General features: G+C 59.8%; 10 protein-coding genes. 6 read left to right on the top strand and 4 right to left on the bottom strand.

Features of this window, described 5'->3' with window-relative positions:
- Positions 1–10: 10 nt before the first annotated feature.
- On the bottom strand, positions 11–661 hold the full coding sequence (locus tag PRZ01_RS01290; protein ID WP_273594934.1) for a c-type cytochrome: 651 nt from the start codon (positions 659–661) through the stop codon (positions 11–13).
- Between the two features lie 14 nt (positions 662–675).
- A complete protein-coding gene (locus tag PRZ01_RS01285; protein ID WP_273594933.1) occupies positions 676–2,049 on the bottom strand; it encodes a cytochrome C in 1,374 nt (457 codons plus the stop codon).
- A 275-nt stretch (positions 2,050–2,324) separates the two neighbouring features.
- Between PRZ01_RS01285 and mgtA the strand changes: the two genes are divergently transcribed.
- Complete coding sequence (gene mgtA, locus PRZ01_RS01280) at positions 2,325–5,087, top strand: magnesium-translocating P-type ATPase (RefSeq protein ID WP_409993789.1); 2,763 nt, start codon at positions 2,325–2,327, stop codon at positions 5,085–5,087.
- Positions 5,088–5,382: 295 nt separating this feature from the next.
- Here the strand turns inward: mgtA and PRZ01_RS01275 are convergent, their stop codons facing one another.
- Both PRZ01_RS01275 and PRZ01_RS01270 read right to left on the bottom strand, forming a co-directional pair.
- Positions 5,383–6,951, bottom strand: coding sequence for an acyl CoA:acetate/3-ketoacid CoA transferase (locus tag PRZ01_RS01275; RefSeq protein ID WP_273594932.1), 1,569 nt, complete (start codon positions 6,949–6,951; stop codon positions 5,383–5,385).
- 55 nt (positions 6,952–7,006) lie between these two features.
- Positions 7,007–8,212, bottom strand: coding sequence for a thiolase family protein (locus PRZ01_RS01270; RefSeq protein WP_273594931.1), 1,206 nt, complete (start codon positions 8,210–8,212; stop codon positions 7,007–7,009).
- 194 nt (positions 8,213–8,406) lie between these two features.
- Between PRZ01_RS01270 and PRZ01_RS01265 the strand changes: the two genes are divergently transcribed.
- The 5 genes from PRZ01_RS01265 (at position 8,407) to PRZ01_RS01245 (ending at position 14,207) form a co-directional block, all read left to right on the top strand.
- On the top strand, positions 8,407–9,237 hold the full coding sequence (locus tag PRZ01_RS01265; protein ID WP_273594930.1) for a crotonase/enoyl-CoA hydratase family protein: 831 nt from the start codon (positions 8,407–8,409) through the stop codon (positions 9,235–9,237).
- Positions 9,234–11,126 carry a feruloyl-CoA synthase gene (locus tag PRZ01_RS01260; protein WP_273594929.1) on the top strand — a complete coding sequence of 631 codons (1,893 nt, stop codon included), beginning with the start codon at positions 9,234–9,236 and terminating at the stop codon, positions 11,124–11,126. Before PRZ01_RS01265 ends, PRZ01_RS01260 begins: the two co-directional genes overlap by 4 nt.
- Positions 11,123–11,887, top strand: a complete 765-nt coding sequence (locus PRZ01_RS01255) for an SDR family NAD(P)-dependent oxidoreductase (protein WP_273594928.1) — start codon at positions 11,123–11,125, stop codon at positions 11,885–11,887. The genes PRZ01_RS01260 and PRZ01_RS01255 overlap by 4 nt, the downstream gene beginning before the upstream one ends.
- A 38-nt stretch (positions 11,888–11,925) precedes the next feature.
- Positions 11,926–13,068: an ABC transporter substrate-binding protein gene (locus tag PRZ01_RS01250; RefSeq protein WP_273594927.1), complete on the top strand. Its 1,143-nt coding sequence runs from the start codon at positions 11,926–11,928 to the stop codon at positions 13,066–13,068.
- 101 nt (positions 13,069–13,169) lie between these two features.
- Positions 13,170–14,207 carry a branched-chain amino acid ABC transporter permease gene (locus PRZ01_RS01245; protein ID WP_273595047.1) on the top strand — a complete coding sequence of 346 codons (1,038 nt, stop codon included), beginning with the start codon at positions 13,170–13,172 and terminating at the stop codon, positions 14,205–14,207.
- The last annotated feature ends 1 nt before the right edge of the window (position 14,208 follow it).

The following is a 14,208-nucleotide window of genomic DNA, read 5'->3' as shown; positions in this document are numbered from 1 at the left end:
CCCTTTGCGCTCAGCGCGACTGCACATAGGCCGCCACGGCCTTCATGTCGGCCGGGTCCAGTTCTTTGATCACGCCGTGCATCACGGGAGAATCGCGGAACTTGTGTTGAATCGCATCCAACTGCCGCACCACATAGGCCGCATGCTGCCCGGCCAGCCGTGGAAAGATGGACACGCCTGCAGCGTTTTCACCATGGCACGCAGAACATGCCGCCACCTGGCGAGCCGGCTCGCCTTGCTCATAAAGTACCTTGCCCCGAGCCAACAGAGCCGGGTCGCCCGGCATCCCCGGGGCAGGCTTTTGAGCCGCGTAGTAGCGCGACAAGCCATCAATCACGGCGTCATCCAGCAAAGTTGCCATGCCCCACATGTAGTCGTGCGCATCCTGCTCGCCCCGTGTCTTGCCCTTGAAGGCCTTCAGTTGAGCATTCAGGTAGGCTTCTTGCTGCCCGGCGAGACGAGGGAACAAGGGGGACGTGCTGGTGCCGGTGGCACCATGACACGAGGCGCAAATCGTTGCAGCCACCTTTTGCGCAGCCTGATCCGCCTGCGCAATGGCATTGGCACCCGGGGCGTCCTGAGCCACGGCCGCACCGGACAAGGCCAGCAACAAACTCGCCACGACCGGGCGGACCCGATATGTATAGATGCTTGAACTCATGATTCAGCCCCTTTTTAGAAAGACACCCAGAGATTCAAAAACACCGTGTTGTTGTCACTTGGGCTGCGCAGGGTCGCTCCGTCATAACCGCTGCCGCTGCTGCCGTTGAACTTGTCATAGGCGGTGTACTGCATCATCAAACGCACGTTTTGCATCGGCAGATAGTCAAGTTCGACGATATTGCCTGAACTGTCGGGCCGCCCGTTCGCGCTGCCGGTGACTGCGCCGCTGGGATACAGCAACGCGTCAGCCGTGCCTGAGCTGGAAAAGTGGCTCAGCGTGACACCGTATTGGTGATCGTAGTAATAGGTGGCTTTGAGCTGCAAAGTCTTCAACACATCGCTTGGATTGGCCGTTGCGCCTTGCGCGAAACTGGAACGGTAGTCCTGCTTCTCATGGATGTAGCGGGCCTGCGCCGTGAAGGTGTGCGGGCTGCCGATGTACTGGTACTGAGCGTCAATGCCTCGGTCGGCGTATCGGTCGGTGCCGCTGCTGGTGTCGGTGTTGTCGACATAACGATCTATCTGCAGACCAAAAACACCCAGCATCAACGAGTTGGCTCCCCACTCCCGGTTGTAAGCAACGCGCACATAGGGGTTGGAGCCGCTCAACTTGGCGACGCCTCCGGGGGTGTTGATGTCCTGTCCGGCGCGCAAAATGCCGAACAGACCATCTGCAGTGCGGTAGGCCGTGACTTCGCCGTACCAAGTGCGGTCGTAAAAAGCGTAGGCCCCCAACCCCGCCACCTGTTGAGCCAAGGCACCTTCAATTTGCGTACCAGCGGTGGGGCCCACGGCAGTGGGTGACCCGGTGAAGGGGTAGCCAAACGCGGGCGTGCTGTTCCAGACGTCTTGCACCGTCGGATTGTTATGCAGGGTGGCGCCGTACAGCAGCTTGACGTCATTGGCGTCCGCGCTGCTCATGCGGCCAACCCAGCGCAGGTCGGTGTTATCAATGCCGCTGTGACCGCTGCTGGTGCCGTCGGTGTTGTAGTTTTGAGAATAGGTCCATTGCACAAAACCACCGACGTTGTCATTCACCTTGCCGGCGAGGAACAAGCTGGCGCCATTCAAGGCCGCCATTCGGTCACGGGCGGTCACCAAGGTGTCGGTGCCCGTGCCGTCGTCATTGTTCTTGATCTGGGTGCGGCTGAGCTGCGCCATCATCGCCACCGGCAGGGTCTGCCGCTGCCCAAAGGTGTAGCCCGACAGCTTGAACCATCGGCCATAGGGCGTGAGCTCAGGAAAACTGACATGGCAGGCCACGCAGTTCTGCCCGGTCTGGCGCGCATAGGCCGGCACCGCCTGGGCGCTCACGCTGCCGAGCGCCAGCACCGCCGCCATCAGCCGCAATGCCCAGCGGCCAGTCGTTCTCTTTGACAGTTCCATGGTAGGACCCCCTGACATGAGTTGAGTTGACTTCCTCGGCGAGTTTGCGCGCAGAACGCACAAAAGCATTGACGGATATCAATCCATCAAAATAAGCCGCTATCCGTTGCGTTTAAGCATTAGGGTTGTCCCGCAAGGTGCCCGCGGCAAAGATTGCGCTGCAAACACCCGGACACATAGCACGGTCACAATAAAAAGTTAAGCCCGCCACTTTGGCGAGTCACATTGAAGTCAACATCGAAGTACGCGTCGAATAATGCGTCGGAGTCAGCGCAATGCCCATGTTCAGCTTCAAGAACGTCTACGTCCGTTTCATTCAATCGCATGGCATGGCGAGGCATTTCCGCAGTCTCGCCATCTGGGACGCCTTTCGCCGGGAGGCCCAGCCCCATGAGATGTCTGACCAGCTCTCGCAGCGCTTGGTGGCTGCAGCCCATACCGCGCCGGAGTCTTTGCTCGCTTCGCTGGGCACGCAACTCAGTGGCCTGAGCGCGGAGCGCGCCAACCTCATTCGCCGCGAAGTCGGGCCCAATGAAGTGGGGCACGAAAAACCCATGCCCTGGTGGCTGCACCTGTGGCACTGCTACCGCAACCCCTTCAATTTGCTGCTGACCCTGCTCGCCGCTGTGTCCTATGCAACAAACGACCTGCGAGCGGCCGTTGTCATCGGCGCCATGGTGCTGCTCTCCACCGTGATGCGCTTCGTTCAGGAAACGCGCTCCAACAAGGCGGCGGACGAACTCAAGGCCATGGTCAGCAACAAGGCCACCGTCATGCGCCGCGACTTGGCCGAAGAGGCCGCTGCCGAGGCGAGGGAGTTCTTCGAGATCCAGCTCCACACCAAGCCCGCCCATCAGGAAGAAGTGCCCATACGGGAGCTGGTGCCGGGCGACATCGTGGTGCTGTCCGCTGGCGACATGATCCCCGCCGATCTGCGAGTCTTGAGCGCCAAGGACTTGTTCGTCAGCCAGGCCGCCATGACCGGCGAGTCGCTGCCGGTGGAAAAATTCGCCCTACCCCGCCAGCCCAGCAACAACGCGCTGGAGCTAGAGAACCTCCTATTCATGGGCACCAACGTGGTCAGCGGCGCCGGGCTTGCCGTGGTGCTGGAGACCGGTGGACGAACTTTCTTTGGTGCGTTGGCCCAACGCGTTACGGCCACTGACCGTGCACCCACCGCCTTCCAGACCGGGGTCAACCGGGTGAGCTGGCTGCTGATCCGCTTCATGGTGGTGATGTCGCCGCTGGTGCTGCTGCTCAACGGCTTCACCAAGGGCGACTGGGTGGAGGCCGCCTTATTCGCGCTCTCCATCGCCGTGGGCCTGACCCCTGAAATGTTGCCCATGATCGTCACCTCCACCTTGGCCAAAGGAGCGGTGGTGCTGTCGCGCAAACGGGTCATCGTCAAGCGACTGGATGCAATTCAGAACTTCGGCGCCATGAACGTGCTGTGCACCGACAAGACCGGCACGCTGACGCAGGACAAGATCTTTCTGGAGCGGCACACCGACATTCATGGCAACAAGTCCGAGGAAGTGCTCAGCCTGGCCTACCTCAACAGCCACTATCAAACGGGCCTCAAGAACCTGCTGGACGTCGCGGTGCTGGAACATGCGGAAGTGCACCGCAGCCTGGACATTGCGGCCAACTACAAGAAGGTTGACGAAATTCCCTTCGACTTCCAACGCCGCCGCATGTCGGTTGTGGTGTCCGAGCGGGACGACCACCATGAGTTGATCTGCAAAGGCGCGCTTGAGGAAGTGCTGGCGGTGTGCACCCGCATTCGCGAAGATGGGCAAGACATGCCCCTCACGCCGGAGCGCCTCGCCGACATCAAGCAACGCACCGCCGCGCTGAACGAGCAAGGCTTGCGCGTTGTGGCCGTAGCGATGAAGGAGGAGCCGCCCCACCGGCAAGCCTACTCAGTGGCCGACGAGTCCAACATGACCTTGATGGGCTATGTCGCCTTTCTGGACCCACCGAAAGAGTCCACCGAACCGGCGCTGACCGCGCTGAAAGCCCATGGCATCGAGGTGAAGATCCTGACCGGTGACAACGAACTCGTCACCGCCAAGATCTGCCGCGAGGTGGGCTTGGAACAGCGCGGGGTGGTGCTGGGCTCGCAGATCGAAGCCATGTCCGACAGCGAGCTCAGCGAGATCGCCGTCAAGTACAACGTCTTCGCCAAACTCAGTCCCGCGCAGAAAGAGCGCATCGTCCGCAGCTTGAAGGCGGCCGGCAATGTGGTGGGCTTCATGGGCGACGGCATCAACGACGCGCCGGCGCTGCGCGCCGCCGACATCGGCATTTCGGTCGACTCCGCGGTGGACATCGCCAAGGAGGCAGCCGACATCATCTTGCTTGAGAAAAGCCTGATGGTGCTGGAAGAAGGCGTGATCGAAGGCCGCCGCACCTTTGCCAACATGCTCAAGTACATCAAGATGACGGCCAGCTCCAACTTTGGCAATGTCTTCTCCGTGCTGATAGCCAGTGCTTTTTTGCCCTTTTTGCCCATGCTGCCCCTGCAACTGCTGGTGCAAAACCTGCTGTACGACATCTCGCAGGTCGCTATTCCTTTTGACAATGTGGACGCCGAACTGCTAACCCAGCCCCAGCGCTGGAACCCGGATGACATTGGCCGGTTCATGGTCTGGTTCGGCCCTGTGAGCTCCTTGTTCGACATTGCCACCTATCTGCTGATGTGGTTCGTGTTCTCGGCCAATACGCCTGAACATCAAACCTTGTTCCAGTCTGGCTGGTTCGTCGAAGGCTTGTTGTCGCAGACCTTGATCGTGCACATGATCCGCACCCGAAAAATCCCCTTCCTGCAAAGCCGCGCCGCATGGCCGCTACTGGGCATGACGCTGGCCGTGATGGCCATGGGCGTTTTCATGGTGATGGGGCCCTTCTCGCACTATTTCAAACTTCAAGCGCTGCCGCCCGTCTTCTTCGTCTACCTTGCCGGCATCCTGATGGCCTACATCGCGTTGACCCAAGCGATGAAGTCGTTCTATGCGAAGCGTTACGGCTGGCAATGAGCCCGGGCGATGGGCCTCGCCCCTTGCCTGACCGGCCCTGACGCGACTCAAACGGCAGGCAAGTAGCGAACCACTTGATCAGCTCACCAGGGATGTCGCCGAGCATGAAGCCGAAACCCCGGGAGAGACTCCGCTGAGGCGGCATCGATGGTATCCAGGTGGGCCCGGGTGGGGGCGTTCATGCCCTGTAAGTACCGCGCCCGCACCCAGTTTCTCAGCGGCATACCGTCACCTACATTCAGCTTTCGCGCCTCTCGCTGTCGCTGCCGATGCCAATGCGCAGCGAGGGCAAGACTCAGTGACGGGTTCCCGCAGAAAGTGCTTTACGCAAGCCGCCCCAGTTGGCGCGAAACAGGTCAGCATCCATTGTGCGCAGTTGGCGAATGATCGGGCGGAACTCCATGTGTGCCAGCACATCCCGCTCCAGATCGACGCCAGGGGCGATCTCAGTCAGCTCTAGACCGTCGGCCCGCAGGTGAAACACCGCACGTTCCGTAACGAACACCACCTCTTGCCCACGAAGGGCGGCATCGCGGCCGTTGAAGGTAATTTGCTCAACCTGCTTGATGAACTTGCGCGAACGCCCTTCCGTCTTGATCGTCAATGCACCCTCCCCAACTTGCAACTCCAGCCCGCCGGCGGTAAAACTACCGCAGAAGATCAACCGTTTGGTAGATCTCGTGATGTTCACAAAGCCTCCGCAGCCAACGGGGCGCCCATTGAATTTGCTGACGTTGACATTGCCTGACGCATCAACTTGGGCCAGGCCAAGAAAGCTGGCATCAAGGCCGCCGCCGTCGTAGTAGTCGAACTGAAAGCTTTGCTCAATGATGGCCTCGGCGTTGTAAGCGAGGCCAAAGTCTCCCTTTTGCGCAGGGATGCCGCCAGTGACCCCACTCTCAATGCTGAGCGTCAGTGCATCGGCAACACCCTCCTCGGCGGCGACCGATGGAATCCCCGCAGGAATGCCAATGCCCAAATTGGTCACAGCGCCTGGCGACAGTTCCAAGGCCGCACGGCGGGCAATCACCTTGCGTTCGTCCAGGGGCATCGGAACAAGGCTGTCTGTGGGAATCTGGATATCACCGCACAACGCTGGGTCAAATTGCGTCGCAATTGTCTGCATGTGGTTCTGAGGCGTTGAGAGCACCACATAGTCGACAACCACACCAGGAATTTTGACAGCCTTGGGATGAAGACTACCCGCCTTGACGATACGTTCAACTTGGCAGATGACGATACCCCCACTGGCCCGAGCGGCCTGAGCAATAGAAAGTTGCTCCAACAACACGCCCTCCTTGTCCAGCGTGACGTTGCCGTGCTCGTCGGCCACCGTCCCGCGGATCAAAGCAACGTCAATCTTAGGGGCCCTGTAGTACAGCCACTCATCGCCGTCGAATTCGACCAGCCGCACCAAATCCTCGGTGGTGCGACTGTTCATCTTGCCGCCTTCCAAGCGCGGATCAACGAAAGTGCCCAACCCCACCTTGGTCAACACGCCGGGCGAGCGACATGCGATCTGTCGCGTGAGGTGCGACAGCGAACCTTGCGGAAAGTTGTAGGCCTCAACTTCACCGTCGAACACCATCTTCATCATCTCTTTGCCGGTCTGGCCAAAGTGCCCCGCCACCACCCGCTTGATCATTCCGGGGTGCGCAAAGTGCTTCATGCCTGCAGCGCCGGAGTTCCCGATCGCACCACAGGCCCAGGTGGAGACGCGCTGAGGATGCCCTGTGTTCAAGAAGTGCTGCTCCACTGCGACCAACAACTCTTCGGGCAAGCTGGTCACGGCCAAACCGCCCAGAAACACGGTGGCATCATCGGCAATCAGGGCGCCAACTTCATAGGGACGAATGATTTTCATGACAAGTTTTTGTATAAAGTTTGTATAACGGGGTAACGCGAGGACTGACGATCGGTCAGCGAATTCGCGCATCAGTGACGCGGAGCACTACTGCCAGCCCCGAATCGCCAGCAGCGCAACCGGTGAACAGGCCAATGCCACCACCACGCAGCACAAGCTCCTCGATCAATTCGATCACCCCGCGCAAACCTGTTGGTGCTTGGGGGTGCCCCCAAATGATGGAGCTGCCATAGTTGTTCATCCGCTCCCACGGGAAGCCGATGTCATGCGCCAAAGCTAAATCATTGACAGCAAATGGGTTATGGGTTTTGACTGCGTCGAGTTGCCCCACATTCAAGCCTGCGCGCCGCAAAGCCTGCAGCGCCGCCGGTCCGGGCGCTGCAGGCATAAAGCCTGGCGCTTCGCGGTAGGTTCCAAAGCTGAGCAACTCGATCTCGATGCCGGGCTCTGCCGAGAATTCTCGGGCTCGAACGCGACTTGTGACGATGGCTCCGGCATTGCCGTCTGCTGGATGAGTTTGCCCACCGAAGGTGATGGAGCCCCCCTCCTTCACAGGCTTGAGCTTTGCAAGGCCCTCTGCCGTGGTCGGAAAAATGCCTTCATCGCTGCTGAGTACCCCTGTGACTTTACGGAAACGACTGTCAGATAGCGGCACATCAACCATGTATTTCCGCTGGAACGCTCGGTTGTCTGCCAGGGCATCCATGTATTGCTCATAGCGCCGCAACTTGAGTGCGTTCTGCTGGGCGGTTGTGAAGCCGTACCGCGCCGCGACGTTCTCGCCGGTCTGCAGCATCGGGTTCTTCGCATAGGGGTCGTGCGCCATGTTGTCGGGCACCCAATGCTCAGTAATGCCGTACCCGCCGCTGCCGCTGGGGTCGGGGTAATAGACCACCGGTCCATTCGACTGGCGGTCAGCCATCACCAGAAGTGCGCAACTGGCGCTGCCTGCATCAACTTCCTGGCTGGCCATCTGCAACGCCCGAACACTCGTGGCGCAGGCCTGCTGAATGGTCGGCCCTGCCACGCGGTCGATGCCCATCAGGCCAGTGACCCAGGGCAAGCCATAGAAGGCACCCTTCTGCGGATTGGTGACGCCAAGGATGCCCAGGTCGATTTGCTCCATCGGGAACTGCCATCGCTCCAATGCAGTACGGCCGCAAATCGCGGCCAACTGAAGCGCATTCAGATTGGCCAATGAGCCCTGCCACTTGGCAAAAGGGGTCGACCAATAGCAACCATAGGGAATGTAAGCACTCATCAAGATCTCCAATTTTCTAGTTAAATTTTATAACTATATTCAGTGAAGCGCAATCGACACAGGGACAAGGACTCTGAACATCACTTCCTCTAAAAACGTCCAACAATCAAGGGTTATTACTCAAAATTTTCGATTGAAATGCACCCCAAAAAAGTGCATGATCCACGCATTGTTTAGTTACGTAATAAAATTATATGGGTGAACATACATCAATCACTGGCAGCCCGGTCGTGCCAGCGGATGGCTTGACCGACGCGCTGGATCTGCTGCAGATCAGTCGGCATGGTGCGGTGCTGCATTTGCGGCTGAATCGACCAGCAAAGCGGAACGCCATCAGTGATGCATTGATTGCCCAACTGCATACTGCATTCCTACACCTACCTGCCGACGTTCGAGCGGTGCTGGTTAGCGGCGAGGGAGAGCACTTCTGCGCGGGACTCGACTTGTCCGCGCTGGTGCAGCGGGATATTGGTGGCGCAGTGCTTCACTCGCGCGGTTGGCACGCGGCTTTCGATGCCGTTCAGTTCGGGCGTGTACCAGTGGTGGTGGTCCTGCATGGTGCGGTCGTTGGCGGGGGGCTGGAATTGGCTGCCGCATGCCATATCAGAGTCGCGGAGGATTCGGCGTACTTTGGCCTACCCGAGGGGCAGCGCGGCATCTTTGTCGGCGGCGGCGGCTCGGTTCGCATCCCGCGCTTGATCGGTGTAGCCCGCATGACAGACATGATGCTGACCGGCAGAGTCTATGACGCCGATGAAGGTGAGCGTTATGGTCTCGTCCAGTACCGTGTGCCTGCAGGCGAGGGGCTCAAAAAGGGCTTGGAGTTGGCCCAGAAGGTAGCAGAGGCCGCCCCAATGACCGCCTTCGCCGTCATGCATGCACTACCGCGAATTGCAGAGCAGTCACCCGCCGAGGGCCTGTTCACCGAATCGCTGATGTCGGCCGTGGCCGCCAGCACCCCGGAAGCGCAGGAGCGACTCGGCGCCTTTCTTAAAGGGAAAGCCGCCAAGGTCGTGAAGTCATGACCAGCGCACAACAAGCCCCGTTCAAACCGGCTCGCGTCGGCGGCTGTGTTGAAGCCGACATCACCGAACTTGAGGGCGGCGCGCGTCTCCTGACATCCCGCGAGCAGCTTGGCTGGTATCCCGCGCGGCTCAGCGACGTGCTCCAGCAGTGGGCAGAACAAACCCCCAACCAAACGCTCATCGCTCGGCGTGATTCGAACGGACTCTGGCTGCGCATCAGTTACGCGGAGATGCTGAGGCGCGCGCGGGCGATGGGGCAAGCATTGCTGGATGCCGGGCTGAGTGCCGAGCGCCCGCTGGCGATTTTGTCTGAAAACGACCTGGAACACGCCACATTGATGCTGGCTGCACTCTGGGCGGGCATCCCCTACACCAGTGTGTCGGTCGCCTACTCGATGGTCTCGACGGACTACAGCAAGTTGCGCCACATTCTTGGCACCATCACGCCCGGCATGGTGTACGCGTCCCACGATGGGTTCGGGCCCGCCATCGCGGCAGTGGTGCCGAGCGACGTGACCGTGGTATTGGGACGTGGTGCGCTTGACGGTCGTCCGACTCGCAAGTTCGACGACTTGTTGAACACGGTTCCCGGAGCCGGTGTCGACGCGGCACATGCCATGACGGGGCCTGACACGATCGTCAAGTTTCTGTTCACCAGCGGCAGCACGAAACAGCCCAAAGGCGTGATCATCACGAATCGCATGCTCTGCGCCAATCAGCAGATGTTGCGTCAATGCATGGCGTTTCTGGCGGACGAACCTCCAGTGCTGGTCGATTGGCTGCCGTGGAGTCACACCTTTGGTGGCAATCACAACCTCGGTATTGCGCTCTACAACGGCGGGACAATTTATGTCGATGACGGTAAGCCCACGCCTTCTGGCATGGCCGAGACGGTGCGCAACCTGAAGGAGATCTCGCCCACCGTTTACTTCAATGTCCCCAAGGGTCTGGAGGAACTCGTCAAAGTCATGGACGGCGATGCCGAATTGCGCAACTCGCTGTTTCGCAATCTCAAAGCTTTCATGTTTGCGGCTGCCGGCCTGTCACAGGCGGTCTGGAAGCGGCTCGACGAGCACGCTCTCGCAGCCTGTGGCGAGCGCGTGCGAATCCTGACCAGCCTGGGCATGACTGAGACGGCGCCGACCTGCACCTTTGTCGTTGGTACCCATGCGCAATCTGGCTATATCGGTTTGCCCTGCCCCGGCGTCGAAGCCAAACTCGTTCCGTCCGAGGGCAAGATGGAGATCCGATTCCGGGGGCCCAATGTGATGCCAGGCTACTGGCGTGCACCGGAGCAAACTGCAGCAGCTTTTGACGAACAAGGGTTCTACTGCACCGGTGATGCCGCGTACTTGGTCGACGAAAATGATGTGTCGCTTGGCCTGTTCTTTGATGGCCGCATTGCGGAAGATTTCAAGCTGACGACTGGCACCTTTGTGAGTGTCGGTCCACTGCGTACCCGCATCGTTCTGCAAGGCCACCCATATGTACAAGACGCCGTCCTTACGGGCATCAACCGTGATCAGCTGGGTGTTCTGATCTTCCCACGTCTGGCGGATTGCCGCGCGCTGAGCGGCCTCGACGAGACCGCCAGCAACGCCGAAGTGCTGCATCACCCTGCGGTACGCGCCTTCTTTCAAGCGCTGGCGGATCAACTCCATCACCAAGGCTCGGGCAGCGCCAACCGCATCGAGCGCATGCATATTCTTGTCGAGCCACCCTCACTCGATCACGGTGAAATCACCGACAAGAATTCAATCAACCTGCGCGCGGTATTGCAGCACCGCGCTTCATTGGTAGAGGCCATTTACGAGGGGCCGCATGCCGACCCCTGGCTGATCCTTCCCAACCGCAACAGCGCAGTCGACGCGCAAAAGGACACACGATGAAGATTCAAGGTCATGCCGCCCTGGTCACCGGCGGCGGCTCTGGATTGGGCGAGGCCGTGGCCCGCGAGTTAGCTCGCCAAGGTGCGAAGGTTGCGATTCTGGACATTAATGCTGTAAATGCAGCCCGTGTGGCGCAGGAAATCGGAGGCATCGCCTGCCCTTGCGACATCACTGACACAGCTTCTTTGCAGTCCGCGATCGATACCGCCGAGGTCGCTCACGGCCCGGCCAGAATCCTGATGTGCATTGCCGGAATCGGCACCGCCAAGCGGGTGATCGGCCGAGACGGTTCGCCGGCACCGCTGGAAGATTTTGAACGTGTCGTGCGCATCAATCTGATTGGCACCTACAACGTCATTCGTCTCGCCGCCGCACGCATTGCAAAACTGGATAGTCTCGAAGACAACGAGCGCGGAACCATTCTATGCACCGCTTCGGTCGCAGCCTTCGACGGACAGGTCGGGCAGGAAGCCTATTCAGCGTCAAAGGCCGGCATCGTCGGCATGACCTTGCCGCTGGCGCGCGACTTGGCCCAGCACGGCATCCGCGTCTGCACGATCGCACCGGGCCTTTTTGCGACGCCGCTGCTGAAGGAGCTACCCGAGGAGGTGCAGGCCAACTTGGCCTCCTCCATCCCATTCCCCAAGCGTTTGGGTAAGCCCGAAGAGTTTGCAGCACTGGCCGCGCACTTTGTCACCAACGTCCACTTGAACGGAGAGGTGATTCGCCTCGACGGTGCGCTGCGCATGGCGCCGCGCTGAATTCCCCTGCCAACAACACACCATAACGGAGACAACTCATGTACCAGCACCGCATCAAAAAGCTGGCCGCTGCGGCCTTGTTCGCCCTGACTGGCAGCGCACATGCCGACATCGTCATTGGCGTCAGCTTGCCGCTAACCGGACCGGCCAGCGGCCTCGGCATTCCGGTTGCCAATGCAATCAAGCTTTGGCCCAGCAAGATCGGCAGCGAGACACTCAAGGTGATTGTGCTCGACGATGCGACCGATCCGACCAAGGGGGTTCAGAACAGCAACCGCTTGACTACCGAGGAACATGCCGATCTGGTCGTGGGCTCGGCGGCGACGCCCGTCGCGATTGCAATGGCCGCTCCGCTGGCCGAATCGGGCACGGTCCAACTGATGCTCTCGCCCGGCATGCTGGCGCCAGGCAAGGATGCATGGACCTTCCGCCTCGCTCAGGCAAATGCGGTGATGGCACATGCGATGCTGCTGCACATGAAAGCCCAAGGCATCAAGACAGTGGGTTTTCTTGGCTACACCGACGCCTACGGCGAGAGTTGGTTGAAGGACTTCCAAGCGGAGGCTGCAGCAATAGCACCCACCATCAAAGTTGTCGCCAGCGAACGATTTGCACGGTCTGATACGGCAGTGACCGGTCAGGCGCTCAAGTTAGTGGCAGCCAACCCAGATGCAATCTTGATTGCTGCTTCTGGCTCGGGTGCGGCGATGCCGCACAAGAGCGTGATCGAGCGCGGATACAAGGGAAAGATCTACCAGACACATGCGGCAGCATCTCGTGACCTGATGCGCATCGGCGGCAAAGATGTTGAGGGCGCATTCGTTGTCTCGGGGCCGGCCGTCGTCGCGGAGCAACTGGCGGCGACCAACCCGTCCAAGGCGCTGGCAATGGACTATGTACAGAAGTACGAGAAAGCCTATGGTCCAGGCTCCCGCAATCAATTTGCTGCCCACGGCTACGACGTGACCTTGCTGCTTGAGAAGATCATCCCGGTTGCACTGAAGAGCGCCAAACCAGGAACGCCGGAGTTCCGCACGGCACTTCGTAATGCCCTCGAATCGATGGGCCGTACCGTGGTCTCGCAAGGTGTGCTGGCTTATTCCAAAGACAACCACTGGGGTTTCACCAATGAAACCGGCGTGATGCTCAAAGTGGTCAACGGCGATTGGAAGGTCGAGTAAACCGCAACGCCATAGATGCCGGCGTTGCGCCGGCCCTGGCATCGACCGGGACGCCCTTGCGCGCGCTCGGTCGAGCCATATTCAGCCTTTTCGGATATCGCATGGACTTTTCCATCTCCAGCATTCTTCTCGCGGACGGCTTGTCCAATGGCGCGGTCTACGCACTTCTGGCCATGGCCACGGTACTGCTGTTCGTGGTGACGCGTGTCATCTTCATCCCGCAGGGTGAGTTCGTCGCCTTCGGCGCTTTGACCCTCGCAATGCTGCAGAACCGACAGGTGCCAGGCACAGTTTGGCTCATGTTGATACTGGCATTTGCCGTTGTCGTCCTGGACCTGGCGCGCGGCCTGAAACTAGCACAGCCGACGCCCCAATTGCTGCGTGGGTCACTGCGCACGCTGGCATACCCACTTGCCATTGGCGGTGTTACCTACCTGATGGCACCCTTGGAGTTGCCGCTTGCGCTGCAGGCTGTGCTTTCCGTGGCACTTGTGGCGCCTATGGGGTCTTTGGTCTACCGCCTCGCCTACGAGTCTCTGGCCGACGCGTCCGTGCTGGTTCTGCTCATCGTTTCGGTGGGTGTGCATTTCGCACTCACCGGGCTGGCGCTCTTGTACTTTGGTGCCGAAGGCTTCCGAAATCCAAGCTTCTGGGATGTGCGCTTCAGTGTGGGCGCAGTAACCCTTTCAGGTCAGACGGTGATCATGTTCGGCGCCTCATTTGCATTGATCGTCTTGCTATGGCAATTCTTTGGTCGCACGGTTTACGGCAAGGCATTGCAAGCCACCGCTGTGAATCGTCTTGGTGCGCAGTTGATGGGCATCTCAACCTCCCGTGCGGGGCGCCTGTCATTCACGCTGGCCGCGCTGATCGGGGCGCTCTCCGGCCTGCTGATTGGTCCGACCACGACCATTTTTTATGACAGCGGTTTCTTGATCGGCCTGAAAGGCTTCATTGCCGCTGTTTTTGCTGGACTCTCGAGCTACCCGATGGCCGCAATCGGCGCGCTCGCGGTGGGCGTGCTGGAGTCCTTTGGTGCTTTCTGGGCCAGCTCATTCAAGGAAGTGATTGTGTTCACCGCCATCCTCCCCGTGCTGTTGTGGCAGTCAATGCGCAACCCGCATCAGGGAGACCACTGAC

Source organism: Roseateles koreensis (assembly GCF_028595305.1).
Classification (GTDB): Bacteria; Pseudomonadota; Gammaproteobacteria; order Burkholderiales; family Burkholderiaceae_C; genus Paucibacter_A; species Paucibacter_A koreensis.
The sequence above is the reverse complement of the archived record's forward strand: the minus strand, read 5'-3'. Positions and strand labels throughout refer to the sequence as shown.